Below are 14,322 nucleotides of genomic sequence, written 5' to 3' on the forward strand. Positions count from 1 at the left end.
TGAAAAGAAACCGTCCAGAGAGTATAGTAAAGTGGAAATCAGTCAATAAAGGAGATGCGTATGGCCAGAGCAACTAGGAAAGTCGAAATTCTTCATGCAGCATCAAAAGTCGTCAGTGAACGCGGGATTTTTAATTTGACGTTAGAAGCAGTCGCAATCGAGGCTGGAGTTAGTAAAGGTGGATTACTTTATCATTTTCCATCTAAAGAAGCATTAGTCAAAGGGATGGTAGAACATTTAGCGGCAAATTATCGAGATAAAATTGCTACGAGTGTTGAAGATTCAACGCTAGAAAATGGAAAATGGATTAGTTCATATACAGATGTGACATTTAATAATCCATATCCTAACAAAGAGATGCATGCGGGCTTATTAGCTGCAAAAGCTGTAAATTCTGATTTACTAGATCCGATTCGAGATCTTTACAACGAATGGCAAGCTGCAATTGAGGACGACGGAATTGATCCTGTAAAAGCAACAATCATTCGTTTAGCAACAGATGGAATTTGGTTATCGGAGCTTTTTGATATCCATCATTTAGGAGAAGATAAGAAAAAAGAAATCTATTTGAAATTGAAAAATTGGATAAATGAGTAAGTAAAAACCGTGTCATTCCCCAAAATGACATGGTTTTTTTATTTTTTTCATAGTTGCTTGAGTCCAGTGAGTGCCTGGGTTGACAGTGGGATACGCTGAATATTCAGGCCATTTATAGCGGAAATTGTCTTGAAGGAGAACCGTCTGGATGGTACAGTTTAAATTATAGAAAAATTTACTTATTTATATGGAATAAAAAGTGAAATTAAAAAAATGTTTAAAAATAGCAGGAGAGATGATATGACACAAAAAGTTTTATTAACAGCAGCCGTAACAGGAGCTGGAGACACAACTGGTAAGAATAAATATGTTCCTGTCACTCCAAAAGAAATTGCAGATTCAGCAATCGAGTCAGCAAAAGCGGGGGCAACAGTTGCTCATGTTCATGCGCGTGATCCTAAAACAGGTGGCATTAGCCATAATTTAGATCATTACAAAGAAATCATCCAACGCATTCGTGAATCTGATACAGATGTAATTATTAATATTACTTCAGGCGGAGGAGGAGATTTTATCCCTAACCTTTCAAATCCAGCAGTTGGTGGAGAAGGAACGGATATGCAAACGCCTAAAGAAAGACATGAACCAGTGGGCAGTTTGCTTCCTGAAATGTGCACGTTAGATTGTGGAAGTGTTAACTTCGGCGATATGGTTTACATGAGTCCAACAGAATGGTTACGTGAACAAGCAAGATTGATACAAGAAAGTGGCGTAAAGCCTGAACTAGAATGTTTTGATACAGGACATCTGCGTTTTGCGAAACAATTGATTGCTGAAGGCTTGCTCGATGGCGATCCAATGTTCCAATTCTGCCTAGGTATCCCATGGGGAGCTGAAGCAGATGAAGAAACAATGATGTACATGAAAAACCGTCTCCCAGAAAATGCTCATTGGTCCGCATTCGGTATTGGTCGTATGCAAATGCCAATTGTAGAAATGGCTGCACAGCATGGGGGCAACGTCCGTGTAGGACTTGAAGACAATTTGTATTTAGATAAAGGCGTTTTTGCACGTAATGAACAACTTGTAGATCAAGCTATAACGAAATTACATGCAGCAAATGTTGAAATCATGACGCCTCAGGAAGCACGGATTCATTTTGAATTGCGAAACCCTTACGGAGGTGAGAAATAATGAACGAACATATCCAGCAGTTTAAAAAAGTAGCTGTAGTTGGGACGGGCGTGATCGGTAATGGCTGGATCGTACGCTTTCTAGCTGAAGGTTTGGATGTAGTTGCATTTGACCCTGCCGAAGGCGCACAAGAACGAACGCAAAAAGCTCTAGATCAAGCATGGCCATCATTAGAAAAAATGGGACTGGCAAAAGACGCAAATCGGAACCGACTAACTTTTGTGCCTACGATTGAAGAAGCTGTTTGCGATGCTGATTTAATCCAAGAAAATGTTCCTGAACGTGAAGACTTGAAAAAGTCTGTACTAGCTAATATTGATACATACGCAAAAAAGGATGCAATTATCGGATCGAGTACATCAGGAATTATGCCGAGTGTGTTGCAAGCCGGATTAAACTACCCGGAACGATTGATCGTAGCTCACCCATTTAATCCAGTATATATTTTGCCGCTAGTTGAACTAGTTGCCGGCAACAAGACGGATGCGAATGTGGTAGGTCGTGCTAAAAAATTTTATGCAAGTGTGGGAATGAAACCGTTAATCATCCAAAAAGAAATTGAAGGTCACTTGGCTGATCGATTAATGGAAGCGTTATGGCGTGAAGCATTGCACCTAGTAAATGACGGAGTTGCTTCTACAGAAGAAGTTGATGCTGCGATTGTTTACGGGGCAGGTCTTCGTTGGGCTCAAATGGGGCCATTCCTGACATTCCATCTTGCTGGCGGTGAAAAAGGGATGCGTCATATGCTAGAGCAATTTGGACCAGCATTAAAATTGCCTTGGACAAAGCTTGAAGCGCCCGAGTTAACAGATGAACTAAAAGAGAAAGTCATCACAGGTTGTGAAAATCATGCAAATGACACCACAATTGCTGAATTAGAAAACAAACGCAATGCTTTCTTGGTCGAACTACTGGATTTAGTCGAATCTTATTGGCCAGAAACGACAGCAGCCAAGTAGCTGGTGGTCACAAAAACAGCGTAGAAGGGAGTTGAGTTGTGCGTTGGAATCTTCTTTTTTATACGAAGAAAAGGTTAAAAGTGAGTGGGTTGATTACAATGGTCACATGAATGATGCGGCCTATGCAAAAGTATTTAGCCAAGCGACAGACTGTTTTATTGATTTTCTAGGATTGACTGAAGATGTTCGGGCTCAGCTCGACTACACCATCTTTACTCTGGAAACACACTTATGTTACTTGAAAGAAGTACACGAACATGACAACTTGGCGATTGAGGTACGGTTGTTAGATTGTGATGCAAAAAGGTTACATACCTTTCTTTCAATGACCAATTCAGCTGGTGAGTTGGTCGCCACAAGTGAGCAAATGTGGATGGGAATAGATTCTGCCCAAGGAAAACCAGCGCCATTTCCACAAGTGATAGCTGCAACAATAAAAAGACTTACTATAGAACAAAAAGAGTTGCCGATACCCAAACAAGCAGGTAGAAAAATCGGCTTTCGTTGATTATCTGTAACAAAAAATGAGGAGCATGTCGATGAAGAAAATTGAAGTGAATAACTTAACGAAAATTTTCGGCTCTAATCCGCAACAAGGATTAAAAAGACTTCTTAACGGTGATCAAAAAGAAGACATTTTAGCTGAAACTGGTATGACGGTAGGTGTAAATCAAGCTTCTTTTTCAGTAGAAGCTGGTGAATTTTTTGTCATTATGGGATTGTCAGGAAGCGGTAAATCGACATTGATTCGTTTAGTAAATCGACTAATCGAGCCGACTTCAGGTGAAGTACTAATTGATGGTCAGAATATTGTTGAAATGGGTAAAAACGATTTAATTGAAACAAGACGGAAAAAGCTAGGTATGGTATTTCAACAGTTTGGATTATTTCCACACCGCACGGTTTTGCAAAACGTTGCTTATGGCCTTGAAATTCAAGGAGTAAAAAAAGAAGAACGTAATAAGCGCGCTCAAAAGTCGATAGAAGATGTTGGCTTACAAGGATATGAACAAAGTTATCCAAAAGAATTGAGTGGCGGCATGCAGCAGCGTGTTGGGTTAGCACGAGCACTAGCTAATGATTCGGATATTCTTTTGATGGATGAGGCATTTAGTGCGCTGGATCCATTGATCCGCAAAGAAATGCAAGATGAATTATTGAACCTACAGAACAAATTAGGGAAAACGATTTTGTTTATTACACACGATTTAGACGAAGCATTAAAATTAGGGGACCGTATCGCCATTATGAAAAATGGTGAAATTGTTCAAGTAGGTACAGCTGATGAAATATTGGAAAACCCTGCAAATGAATATGTCTCGAACTTTGTTAAAGATGTAGATCGCTCGAAAGTTCTTATGGCTTCTCATGTTATGAAAAAACCTGCAGTTCATATGATGGATAAGAGTGGTGCATTAGCTGCTGTTCGCAAAATGGAGGATGCAGGAGCTTCAAGTATCTTTGTAGTAGATAAAGAGAACAATTTTAAAGGATTACTGACAATTGATAATGCCATCGATGCTTATAAAAAAGATATGGCAATTGAGACTGTATTAATAGAAGATATTCATGAGATTTCTCCAGATACCCCTTTAAATGACCTCTTTGGTGTTGCTGTCGAAGCGAAATATCCACTGGCAGTAGTTGAAAACGGAAAATTACTCGGAATTGTATCAAGGGTTTCTATTCTTTCTGGCTTAGTCTTAGGGAAAGAAGAGGTGACTACACTATGAATTATTTCACATTGCCAATTGAAGAATGGACAAACCGATTTGTAGATGATTGGCTTTTGCCGGTCACAGGTGATTTTTTCGACAGCATCAGTGATAGTCTTCGAACATTCGTGGATGGAGTAACCAATTTATTGCTTATCACGCCCCCTGAAGTACTTGTCCTGATTCTTGTGTTAATTGCTTGGAAGTTTTCTGGCAAAGGACTGGCTTTATTTGTATTATTAGGTAGCTTGTATTTAGGATCTGTTGAATTGTGGGAAGCAGCGATGCAAACAGTAGCAATTGTTATTGTTTCTACACTAATATCAGTCATTATCGGTATTCCAGTTGGGATATTAGCAGCGACTAATAAGACAATGGCTAATATAGTCCGGCCAATTTTAGACTTTATGCAGACATTGCCAAGTTTTGTGTATTTAATACCAGCTATTTTATTATTTGGACTCGGGAATGTACCTGCAGTTATCGCGACGTTTGTTTTTGCTACGCCACCAGCGGTTCGTATGACCACACTTGGAATTCTACAAGTTCCAGCTGACGTAGTAGAAGCATCAAAAGCTTTTGGGTCAACAAAATGGCAATTACTTTATAAAGTACAATTGCCACTAGCCATGCCTTCTATTATGGCAGGTATTAATCAGACAATGATGCTTGCCTTATCAATGGCAGTTATCGCATCAATGATTGGAGCTCCAGGATTGGGCTCAGTCGTTCTTGAAGGTATTTCTACCGTTAACGTTGGCCTTGGTCTAACAGGCGGTTTAGGTATTGTTGTTTTAGCGATTGTAATGGATCGAATCACTCAAGGGTTGGTTCGAAAAAAATAAAAAATAAAGGGGAAATGAATGATGAAAAAGTTTTTATTCTTAGTAATGCTGGCATTGCTTGCAACAGTTCTAGTAGCATGTGGTTCGGATAACGAGGAAGCAAATGGAGAGTCTGAAGAGGCTGAACAAAAAACAATCACTTTCGGTGTAACACCATGGACAAGTACAGTGCCTCCAACAAAAGTTGCTGGGTTAATCTTAAAAGACATGGGTTATGAAATCGTTGAAACAAGTGCTGATGCAGGAAGTGTTTATACAGGCCTGTCTCGCGGTGACCTTGATGTATTTATGGATGCGTGGGTACCAATACACCAAACATACCTAGATAAATACGAAGATAATATTTCAAGTATTTCAGTAAGCTATCCGGACGGGGAAACAGGCTGGACAGTTCCAGCTTATATGGAAGATATCAATACGCTTGAGGACTTAAAAGGTAGTGAAGATGAATTTGGCAATAAGTTTTATGGAATTGAAGCTGGTGCAGGCGCTACGCTTGAAAGTAACGAAATTCTTGAAGCTTATGAATTTGATATGACACAAGTAAATTCTTCTGAAGGCGGTATGATGGCCCAAGCTCAAAAAATGATGGCAGATGAAGAGCCAGTTGTCTTTTATGGCTGGAGACCCCATACAATGTTCAATAAGTTCGATTTAAAAGTATTGACGAACGATAAAGGATTTTTCGAAACTTCTTCAGTTGAAGTAATTACGAACAATGAATTAGAAGAAAATGCACCAGAAGCTTATGAATTTTTAAGCAACTGGAGTATTTCAATTGACGATGTGGAAGATATGATTGTAAAAATCGAAGATGGTGGAGATCCTGAAGAAGTTGCACAAGAATGGATTGACAACAATCAAGACAAAGTAGATGAAATGTTAGGTAAGTAAATTGCAAAAAGTGCTTGTCCCGCTGAAGATTCAACGGGGCAAGCACTTTTTATTTCTATTTTTATGCCCGTCGGAGCTCCACAGGCGCTTTCGCTTTTCTTGGTGTCTATCTCCTCGGGTCATAAGTCAACCCAGCTGCGTGGCAAAGAGCGCCACACTGCTGGTCTGCCTTATGCCTGTCGGAGCTGAACAGGCGCTTTCACTTTTCTTTGTGTCTAGCTCCGGCTGCCAGATTCTAGGGTCATAAGCCACTCTAGCTGTGTGGCTGAAAAAATGCCACTTCGCCAGAGCGTCTTATGCCCGTCGAATCTACACGGCAGCCTCCGCTTTTCTAGTCACCATTCAAAGTTATCTGGGTATTCGGCTTTTATGGAAATTTCGTGTATCGGCTTTTTGTGTGGAGAGGCCGCAGCGATGACTTGGTTGCGAAAAGCTGTGTAGTCTTGATCTTGTACCGCAATTTTCATGGCGATCGTCGATAGGCTTTGTTCACGTTGTTTTTTTGTCATGCCAATGTATTTCAGATTTAATAGGTCTACGTACTGGATGGCGTAATCGTTGACTGAACCCGGACGGTTAAAGGCTTGTAGGATTGCCTCGAATTCTTCTTCTGGCACATGTCCTTGCAGACAGTCTAAAACCAAGGATTGAAAGCGAAGGATCGTAGGTATGTGAATATCCCAAAACGGGAATTCTTTATCCTTTTGGTAGAAGCTAACGAAATCTTTTAGGGCGATTGCTGCATAAATCACTTCTGGCCACAACACTTCAGTAGAAAAGTAAATATTTTTATCAGGAGCAATCAATTCATGTTGCTTCATCGTATGTTCATGGAGGCCATTAAAAACAAAGTCTACGTTACGGTCGCCTTGAGCGGCACACCTAATTTCATGGGAAATACTAAGGATTCTCGTCCTAGACCCTTCATAGCCATAATACTGGTCTTCCTGGCCTATCATTTTATAGATGGCTAAGTTCAGTTCATCTAAATCAAAATAATCGCCGCTAATTTTAATACCTGTATGGTTCGGAGTGCTCTTCATGGCTAACATATCATTGACCTCCTTAGCGTTTTGGTGTGTAGTTGAGTTGCTTAAACAGCTCTGTACGTTCGACATCCGTTAAATCGCGCCATTCGCCAACAGGTAAATCTCCTAAAAAGATGTTGATGATGCGGACTCTCTTCAAGCTTCGAACTTCATACCCAAGTGCCGTACACATGCGGCGAATTTGACGATTTAAACCTTGACGTAACGTTAGTTTGAAAGTGTAGCTAGACAATTTTTCAGCCTTTGCCGGAAGTGTTTTTGTATCGAGTATTTCGACACCTTCTTCCATTTTTGATAGGAAAGATTCGGTGATTGGCATATCAACTTTGACGACGTATTCTTTTTCGTGTTCATTTTCAACACGCAAAATTTCGTTGACGATGTCGCCATCGTTAGTCAAAAGGATAAGTCCTTCTGAATCTTTATCCAAGCGTCCTATATGAAAGATACGTTCAGCGTGATTAACAAAATCGACGATGTTTCCTTCGATATGGCGCTCTGTTGTGCTCGTAATGCCTACAGGTTTGTTTAAAGCCAGATAAACGTATTGCTGATTTGGCTGCTCGATGACTTTCCCGTCGACTTTTACTTCGTCACTAGACTCGATTTTGCTGCCAAGCTCAGCTAGATTGCCGTTAATCGTTACTCGACCGGCTTCGATAAATTTATCGGCTCCGCGCCGAGAAGTAATTCCTGTCTCGCTTAAAAATTTATTGATTCGCATAGTAAATTCCTTTCAGTTCCGTATTTCCTAGTCTCGCTCTCATTATACATGAACTATTAGTGCGAATAAAAATTTTTGATGTTTTACAGTTGCAATTTTTAGATTAGTTTGACAATATAGAAGAGAAGCTGTTATTAATACGCCAAGGGATAAGAGAATAATGAAAGCGCGTACATAACGGTAAAATGATCAAAGGGGAGAGATAAGAATGGTCTATGCAGTACCTAACACAGAAGGGTCGAAAGTGAATTTTAAAGATAAGTATGAGAACTTTATAAATGGAGAATGGAAAGCGCCCGTCAAAGGTCAATACTTTGATAACGTTTCACCAGTTACGGGCAAGAAGTTTACGGAAATTGCACGCTCAACTGCTGAAGATGTAGAATTAGCGCTTGATGCTGCACATGCTGCTAAAGATGCATGGGGCAAAACTTCAGTTACTGAACGCGCAAATGCTTTATTAAAAATTGCTGATCGTATGGAGCAAAACTTAGAAATGTTAGCCGTTGCTGAAACGTGGGATAACGGTAAAGCTGTTCGTGAGACGCTAAATGCCGATTTACCACTAGCAATCGATCATTTCCGTTATTTTGCTGGAGCAATCCGAGCACAAGAAGGATCATTAAGTCAACTTGATGACGATACAGTAGCGTATCATTTCCATGAGCCGCTTGGTGTTGTCGGTCAAATTATTCCTTGGAACTTCCCGATTTTAATGGCTGTTTGGAAACTTGCTCCAGCACTAGCTGCAGGTAACTGTGTTGTATTAAAGCCAGCTGAGCAAACTCCGGCAAGTATTCTTGTATTAGCCGAACTAATTGGCGATATTTTACCTCCAGGCGTATTAAATATTGTGAATGGTTTTGGTCTTGAAACAGGTAAGCCACTTGCTTCAAGTCCGCGTATTAGCAAAGTAGCATTTACAGGGGAAACGACTACTGGTCGTATGATTATGCAATATGCATCACAAAATTTAATCCCAGTAACATTAGAACTAGGTGGAAAATCACCGAATATTTTCTTTAAAGACATAATGGACGCGGATGATGCTTTTCTTGATAAAGCAGTTGAAGGTTTTGTTATGTTCGCATTAAACCAAGGTGAAGTATGTACATGTCCATCCCGTGCATTGATCCAAGAAGATATTTACGACGAGTTTATGGAGCGTGTATTAAAGCGTGTAGCTGCTATTAAACTTGGCAATCCGCTTGATCCAGAAACAATGATGGGAGCGCAAGCTTCTACAGAACAAATGGAAAAAATCCAATCTTACTTGGATATCGGTAAACAAGAAGGTGCTGAAGTTCTTGCAGGTGGGGATCGCAACCATTTAGAAGGCGATTTAGCAGAAGGTTACTATATCCAACCAACAGTCTTTAAAGGGCACAATAAGATGCGTGTATTCCAAGAAGAAATTTTTGGTCCAGTTGTTTCGGTAACTACGTTTAAAACGAAAGAAGAAGCGCTTGAAATCGCTAACGATACGTTATATGGACTAGGTTCTGGGATTTGGACACGTGATACGAATACAGCTTATCGCTTTGGACGTGGTATCCAAGCAGGGCGTGTATGGACAAACTGTTACCACCAATATCCAGCTCACGCAGCATTTGGCGGATACAAAATGTCTGGATTTGGTCGCGAAAATCATCTAATGATGCTTAACCACTACCAACAAACAAAAAATATGCTAGTTAGCTACAATGAAAACAAGCAAGGATTCTTTTGATTCTATGTAGTCTAAAGACTACCAGAAAGTAGGGATAGCAATGGTCGAACGCGTAATTGCGACAGATGCTGCTATTGAACTGATTGAATTGCTGAAGGAAAAGCATGGTCCGGTCATGTTCCATCAATCCGGAGGCTGCTGTGATGGCAGTTCTCCCATGTGTTATCCGAAAGGCGACCTATTTGTCGGAGACCAAGACATTTTAATGGGCGTTATCAGTGACAGTGAATTCTATATGCATAAAAACCAATTTGACTATTGGAGCCATACACAGCTGATCATTGATGTCGTGCCAGGACGCGGCGGAATGTTTTCGCTAGAAGGAGTGGAAGGCAAGCGGTTTTTAACAAGATCTAGAGCTTTCACCCCCGAAGAAAATAAAGAATTACAGCAACAAGCTTAAACGAACTCGGATGCAAATGCATCCGGGTTTTTTAGTAGTTCTTATTGGATAAAAAGCGATAGAAACCTTTATACAACAGGGGTTGATGATAGAAAAAAAGTCGTGGAAATGGTATACTTTCTACATGAAAGGTGGTCATCCCGTTGACGAATTTAGCAAACCGAGTTTCCCATGAACAAGCCAATCATGCGATTTCCTATGCTTCACATTCTTTAGTTACAGAAGGATTTGATGTGACAAGTGAGGATGAGAATTTCGTTCGGTCGGTATTAACTGGTGAACGGACGGAAGCACAATTCCATCAGGCCATCAAAAGGAAGTTTAATGTCTAAGTATCAACACACTTCAATGTATTGTTATCCAGGCACTGATGTATTGATCAATTTGTTTAATGTGGAAGAGGAAGAAAAGCTGAAAGAATTGGAGAAAGTCTATTCTTTGTTCCGTCTTGCAGAACTGCGATTACAAAAGCCAGCAGATCCCTTAGATGTTAAAGCTTACTTGGCCATTCATCAATCTATTCTTCAAGATGTCTATCCGTTTGCTGGAGAATTGCGAAAAGAAATGATTTCTAAAGGTTCTTCTTCTTTTGCTCATCCGAAACATATTGAAACACAGTTGCTTAAAATTTTTAATGAATTAAAAGCTGAGAATTACTTGAAAAAATTGCCTCGAGACCAGCTTGTTGTCCGACTCGCTTATTTTCTGTCAGAACTGAATGCTTTGCATCCGTTTCGAGAAGGTAATGGACGTAGTATTCGTGAATTTGCTCGTCAGTTGCTACAAAATGCGGGTTATCAGTTAGAGTGGGGAAAAGTACGGGAACCTGCAGAGATTATCAATGCGTTTGTTGACTCATTCAATAAGGACAATGATCGTTTAGAAAGATTGTTATCCGAAATTATTACGCCATGAAAAACGCCAGCTGCTCAAAGAGTGCTGGCATTTTCTATGTTTTATGTTGTAGGGTTTTCTTTAAGCCATTCAATGCCAAATTCGACAAGCTCTTTCATGTCGACGATTCGAGTTTCGGCTTGACCCAAAACGCCTTTAGAAATAACACCAGGAAAAGCTTTAGCGATTTCCGGGAAGCGCTCTGAATCCATATCGATACAGTCGTATGTTTGCCAAACTCGTTCTCCATCACGTGTCATGGCGGCACCTTGCGGGGAAGTAGAGCGACTTTCTTGAACAAACTCGGCATAGTGAAGAGCTGTACACGAATCAAAGCCCACACCAATAAAAAGGATTTTGACTTTGGCTTGCAGCATTTTTGCGAGTGGTGATTTTTTTCCGAAAGAATCGTCAATCGGCTGTTCGCTCATCCAGTCTTTGGCATGGGTTCCCCACGCCATGAACGAGTGAGAAGGATGAGGGCTTCGAATGGTCGCTGGATGGCGATGAAAGCATTCGGCAATTTTCCCCATACCACGCAGTCCGCTTAAGTAGGGATCAAATGCAGGAAGATGTTCGCGAATCGGTTGATGCCAATTTTCAGGAACCGGTGGTTGCATCCAGTAAACAGGATCTGAGTTGTCCGCAGACTGAGCGGGCATAATTATCGTGCCTGCTTCTGTGATAGTATCCATCATGGCTTCAACGACCGCTTGAGCTCCTCCAGCGATCCATCCCATAGATTTTAGTGAGGAATGAACCATCACTTGGTCGCCAGGCACAATGCCAAGCTCATGAAACTGTTGCATTAAGGTTGTTTTGGACTGAAATTTAGGGGTGTTTAAAATGTTCAATAACTCTGACATAAAGTATTCCTCCTCATTTCAATATATTATAAAGGAAAGGCTATTGTTTTTGGGAAACTTCCAATAACACAGCTATTATCGAAAGGATTGATGAAAATGGAAGCAAAACCGATGAAAGACTCAAGAACCATTCAAACCAAGCTTGTTCTTCCTCCTGATACCAATCATATGGATTCTATTTTTGGAGGGAAAGTTTTAGCATATATCGATGAAATCGCAGGCATTACGGCAATGAAGCACGCACGTCGTCAAGTTGTGGTAACAGCATCAATTGATTCAGTTGATTTTTTATCTTCAGCTAAAGTTGGAGATGTGTTAGAACTTGAAGCGAATGTTACTTCGACGGGTCGAACTTCGATGGAAGTTTACGTTCGAGTAAAATCAAAAAACCTTCAAACAGGTGATGAGAAACTAACGACAGAATCATTCTTGACGATGGTTGCAATGGGAGACGACGGTAACCCAACTCCAGTTCCTCCTGTTTTGCCAGAATCAGTAGGCGAAAAACTCTTTTTTGATACAGCACCCGCTAGACGTGAATACCGAAAATTACGCGTGAAGCCACCTAGACCATAATAAAAAGTGCATGGACTAAAATCCATGCACTTTTTTCTTGCGTTAATAAAATTATGTCTCATTTATATCTACCTCTGAGTTAACATGCTTTAAAGCATTACCTGTTTCGCTACTAATAACTGATAAACTACCGTCAGTTTCGAGGATGACTGCTTTTACTTTTTCAGTAGATCCAAACCCTGTATTTCGAATAGCTTGAAGAATTTCCATTTCTTTAATGCGTTCTTTGCGCATCGAGCTTTTTAAAAAGTTGCCATCTAAATACAAAAGACGTGGTTCTGACTTGACCAAGTTGTTAAACCAATCGAAATGAAGAGAAAAAAGAGTCATTAAGTACTGCAATAAAATGAGCATACCAAATGCTGTCATTCCTTCAAGTAAGCTTATGCTATTGTTGAGCAATATAGTGGAGAGTGTCGAACCTAAAGCCACCGTCACGACCAAATCAAACGCATTTAGTTTCGTTAAAGTTCGTTTACCTGAAATCCGAAGTAAAATAACAAGTCCCGCATAAGCTAAAAAACCGACTGTGATGATGCGTATAAAACTATTAAGTGTAATTTCAAACATATTCTTCCTCCTTTTCATCGTTTTTAATAAATTTATCCACATGTTGATAAGTTTCTTTTATGCGATAAAATTAACAAAATTCTAAAAACTTATCCACATAGCACACAAAAATTAGCGGTTTACTGTGTATAAGATGATGAAAATAGAGAATTTCTCTTATAGACACCGTTTTTTCTTCCTTCTTTTATGATTCCCTTTAAAGTTATCAACAAACAAAAAAAAGTAGCCGAGGCTACTCTTTTTTTGTTATTTCCAAATAAACGGAAATTTTTTATAGTTTTGGGTTTATTTTTTAGCTAGCAATTCTTCGAAATAAGCGCTAAATTCTTTAGAGCGTTTCAAGATTGTACTTGAAGATACACCGAATTTTTCACTTAAATCTTTTGAAGAGAGCATAGGGCCTTTCACCAATTCGTGATCCTGTAAGAATCTCCAATATCCTGCTACGAGTGCTTCAGGTTTTTGGACAGTTGGTTGCTGGCTAACGAGATAGCTATTTAAAATACTTGTAATATTGCTAACCGTTTCTTCATCAAAATCAGCTTTCTCGATATGCTTATCAAGTTCAGCCATCACAGAATCATGTTCTGGAGAAAGCTGGATGCTTTCTTCTACACTGCCAGTTGAATACTTAACAATTTGTTCCACAATGGTTAAGTAATTATCGCGCAAGTAGCTTTCATCTTGTGAAGCATTTTCAGTAGCGATTTGTGCTTTCAATTGTTCAAAGAATGGAGTAAATTCTCCAACAACTGTTAAATAGCCATTCAAGAATAAAACACCTTTATCTCCAACGCGTGAATCTGGAAGAAGGATTGCTAATAAGCCTTGGCCGTTTTCCATATCTGTTGGTGGCTGATCTGCCATTTCAAGGGTTTCACCAGTGAAAACATTTGTAAACTGAGCTTTTTCTGTATCACCTTTAATATATTGACCAAGGAATACTTTTACGTCTTTCCAATTTCCAAGTACTTCTTTTGTTGTTGGACGTTGAGCAAGTTCAATTTGCTTTTCTAAAAACTCATCCCATAGTTCAGGTTTTTGCATGAACAAGAAATTCTCAATCACAAATGCTTGTGCATCGTTTTCAGCCATTGATTTCATCAAATGTGGCTGCCATTCTTGTTGCAACTCACGGAATTCAGTAATATGTGTCTGATTTGGGTTTTCCGAGAAGAACTGTTGACGTACTTTGAATAGTTCTTCATTCACCAAATCGTTGATAGATACAGTTTCTTGTTTACCGTGACATTTCTTGTATTTCTTGCCACTGCCGCATGGGCATGGATCATTTCTTCCTACCATTCTAATCACCTACATTTTTTATTGAGTGTAACATAAAATTGCGAAGGGCTCAAAAGTCT

17 protein-coding genes are annotated in these 14,322 nt (G+C 39.8%); 12 read left to right on the forward strand and 5 right to left on the reverse strand.

Going from position 1 to position 14,322, the window contains the following annotated elements; all coding sequences use genetic code 11:
- The first annotated feature begins 60 nt into the window (after positions 1-60).
- The 7 genes from GPDM_RS12980 to GPDM_RS13010 all read left to right on the forward strand — a co-directional run bounded on the left by GPDM_RS12980 (position 61) and on the right by GPDM_RS13010 (position 6,147).
- Positions 61-597, forward strand: a complete 537-nt coding sequence (locus GPDM_RS12980; protein ID WP_008432046.1) for a TetR/AcrR family transcriptional regulator — start codon at positions 61-63, stop codon at positions 595-597.
- 240 nt (positions 598-837) lie between these two features.
- The gene (locus tag GPDM_RS12985) at positions 838-1,731 is read left to right on the forward strand and encodes a beta-keto acid cleavage family enzyme (protein ID WP_008432047.1); all 894 of its coding nucleotides are present in this window, start codon (positions 838-840) and stop codon (positions 1,729-1,731) included.
- Positions 1,731-2,693, forward strand: coding sequence for a 3-hydroxyacyl-CoA dehydrogenase NAD-binding domain-containing protein (locus tag GPDM_RS12990; protein WP_008432048.1), 963 nt, complete (start codon positions 1,731-1,733; stop codon positions 2,691-2,693). The genes GPDM_RS12985 and GPDM_RS12990 overlap by 1 nt, the downstream gene beginning before the upstream one ends.
- Positions 2,694-2,736: 43 nt before the next feature.
- Positions 2,737-3,201, forward strand: coding sequence for a thioesterase family protein (locus GPDM_RS12995; protein ID WP_008432049.1), 465 nt, complete (start codon positions 2,737-2,739; stop codon positions 3,199-3,201).
- Positions 3,202-3,232: 31 nt separating this feature from the next.
- Entirely contained in the window at positions 3,233-4,426 is a 1,194-nt protein-coding gene (locus GPDM_RS13000; protein ID WP_008432050.1) for a quaternary amine ABC transporter ATP-binding protein, read from the forward strand.
- Complete coding sequence (locus tag GPDM_RS13005) at positions 4,423-5,253, forward strand: ABC transporter permease (protein WP_008432051.1); 831 nt, start codon at positions 4,423-4,425, stop codon at positions 5,251-5,253. The genes GPDM_RS13000 and GPDM_RS13005 overlap by 4 nt, the downstream gene beginning before the upstream one ends.
- A 21-nt stretch (positions 5,254-5,274) precedes the next feature.
- Complete coding sequence (locus GPDM_RS13010) at positions 5,275-6,147, forward strand: glycine betaine ABC transporter substrate-binding protein (RefSeq protein WP_008432052.1); 873 nt, start codon at positions 5,275-5,277, stop codon at positions 6,145-6,147.
- A 335-nt stretch (positions 6,148-6,482) separates the two neighbouring features.
- On the opposite strand, the gene GPDM_RS13015 is transcribed toward GPDM_RS13010, so the two are convergent.
- Both GPDM_RS13015 and GPDM_RS13020 read right to left on the reverse strand, forming a co-directional pair.
- The gene (locus GPDM_RS13015) at positions 6,483-7,199 is read right to left on the reverse strand and encodes a DUF6904 family protein (RefSeq protein ID WP_008432053.1); all 717 of its coding nucleotides are present in this window, start codon (positions 7,197-7,199) and stop codon (positions 6,483-6,485) included.
- A 13-nt stretch (positions 7,200-7,212) separates the two neighbouring features.
- The gene (locus tag GPDM_RS13020; protein WP_008432054.1) at positions 7,213-7,920 is read right to left on the reverse strand and encodes a pseudouridine synthase; all 708 of its coding nucleotides are present in this window, start codon (positions 7,918-7,920) and stop codon (positions 7,213-7,215) included.
- A 208-nt stretch (positions 7,921-8,128) separates the two neighbouring features.
- Between GPDM_RS13020 and adh the strand changes: the two genes are divergently transcribed.
- From adh to GPDM_RS13040, 4 genes are all read left to right on the forward strand, one after another.
- A complete protein-coding gene (gene adh, locus GPDM_RS13025; protein ID WP_008432055.1) occupies positions 8,129-9,649 on the forward strand; it encodes an aldehyde dehydrogenase in 1,521 nt (506 codons plus the stop codon).
- 40 nt (positions 9,650-9,689) lie between these two features.
- Positions 9,690-10,052, forward strand: a complete 363-nt coding sequence (locus GPDM_RS13030) for a DUF779 domain-containing protein (protein ID WP_008432056.1) — start codon at positions 9,690-9,692, stop codon at positions 10,050-10,052.
- Positions 10,053-10,195: 143 nt separating this feature from the next.
- Positions 10,196-10,384: a hypothetical protein gene (locus GPDM_RS13035; protein ID WP_008432057.1), complete on the forward strand. Its 189-nt coding sequence runs from the start codon at positions 10,196-10,198 to the stop codon at positions 10,382-10,384.
- A complete protein-coding gene (locus GPDM_RS13040; protein WP_008432058.1) occupies positions 10,377-10,967 on the forward strand; it encodes a Fic/DOC family protein in 591 nt (196 codons plus the stop codon). The genes GPDM_RS13035 and GPDM_RS13040 overlap by 8 nt, the downstream gene beginning before the upstream one ends.
- A gap of 41 nt (positions 10,968-11,008) precedes the next feature.
- On the opposite strand, the gene GPDM_RS13045 is transcribed toward GPDM_RS13040, so the two are convergent.
- Entirely contained in the window at positions 11,009-11,812 is an 804-nt protein-coding gene (locus GPDM_RS13045; protein ID WP_008432059.1) for an AAC(3) family N-acetyltransferase, read from the reverse strand.
- Between the two features lie 96 nt (positions 11,813-11,908).
- On the opposite strand from GPDM_RS13045, the gene GPDM_RS13050 reads away from it, so the two are divergent.
- Complete coding sequence (locus GPDM_RS13050; RefSeq protein ID WP_008432060.1) at positions 11,909-12,388, forward strand: acyl-CoA thioesterase; 480 nt, start codon at positions 11,909-11,911, stop codon at positions 12,386-12,388.
- Positions 12,389-12,439: 51 nt separating this feature from the next.
- Here GPDM_RS13050 and GPDM_RS13055 read toward each other — a convergent pair whose 3' ends face one another.
- Together GPDM_RS13055 and GPDM_RS13060 are read right to left on the reverse strand one after the other, a co-directional pair.
- Positions 12,440-12,958 (reverse strand): DUF421 domain-containing protein, encoded by a 519-nt coding sequence (locus GPDM_RS13055; protein WP_008432061.1) that lies wholly within the window; start codon positions 12,956-12,958, stop codon positions 12,440-12,442.
- Between the two features lie 285 nt (positions 12,959-13,243).
- A complete protein-coding gene (locus tag GPDM_RS13060) occupies positions 13,244-14,263 on the reverse strand; it encodes an SEC-C domain-containing protein (protein WP_008432062.1) in 1,020 nt (339 codons plus the stop codon).
- Positions 14,264-14,322 lie beyond the last annotated feature (59 nt).

Origin of the sequence: Planococcus donghaensis MPA1U2, assembly GCF_000189395.1 — a bacterium.
Classification (GTDB): Bacteria; Bacillota; Bacilli; order Bacillales_A; family Planococcaceae; genus Planococcus; species Planococcus donghaensis_B.

Coding starts and splice junctions, on each gene's coding strand:
- GPDM_RS12980 (WP_008432046.1), top strand. CDS start 61: ATGGCCAGAGCAACTAGGAAAGTCGAAATTCTTCATGCAGCATCAAAA.
- GPDM_RS12985 (WP_008432047.1), top strand. CDS start 838: ATGACACAAAAAGTTTTATTAACAGCAGCCGTAACAGGAGCTGGAGAC.
- GPDM_RS12990 (WP_008432048.1), top strand. CDS start 1,731: ATGAACGAACATATCCAGCAGTTTAAAAAAGTAGCTGTAGTTGGGACG.
- GPDM_RS13000 (WP_008432050.1), top strand. CDS start 3,233: ATGAAGAAAATTGAAGTGAATAACTTAACGAAAATTTTCGGCTCTAAT.
- GPDM_RS13005 (WP_008432051.1), top strand. CDS start 4,423: ATGAATTATTTCACATTGCCAATTGAAGAATGGACAAACCGATTTGTA.
- GPDM_RS13010 (WP_008432052.1), top strand. CDS start 5,275: ATGAAAAAGTTTTTATTCTTAGTAATGCTGGCATTGCTTGCAACAGTT.
- GPDM_RS13015 (WP_008432053.1), bottom strand. CDS start 7,199: ATGTTAGCCATGAAGAGCACTCCGAACCATACAGGTATTAAAATTAGC.
- GPDM_RS13020 (WP_008432054.1), bottom strand. CDS start 7,920: ATGCGAATCAATAAATTTTTAAGCGAGACAGGAATTACTTCTCGGCGC.
- adh (WP_008432055.1), top strand. CDS start 8,129: ATGGTCTATGCAGTACCTAACACAGAAGGGTCGAAAGTGAATTTTAAA.
- GPDM_RS13030 (WP_008432056.1), top strand. CDS start 9,690: ATGGTCGAACGCGTAATTGCGACAGATGCTGCTATTGAACTGATTGAA.
- GPDM_RS13040 (WP_008432058.1), top strand. CDS start 10,377: ATGTCTAAGTATCAACACACTTCAATGTATTGTTATCCAGGCACTGAT.
- GPDM_RS13045 (WP_008432059.1), bottom strand. CDS start 11,812: ATGTCAGAGTTATTGAACATTTTAAACACCCCTAAATTTCAGTCCAAA.
- GPDM_RS13050 (WP_008432060.1), top strand. CDS start 11,909: ATGGAAGCAAAACCGATGAAAGACTCAAGAACCATTCAAACCAAGCTT.
- GPDM_RS13055 (WP_008432061.1), bottom strand. CDS start 12,958: ATGTTTGAAATTACACTTAATAGTTTTATACGCATCATCACAGTCGGT.
- GPDM_RS13060 (WP_008432062.1), bottom strand. CDS start 14,263: ATGGTAGGAAGAAATGATCCATGCCCATGCGGCAGTGGCAAGAAATAC.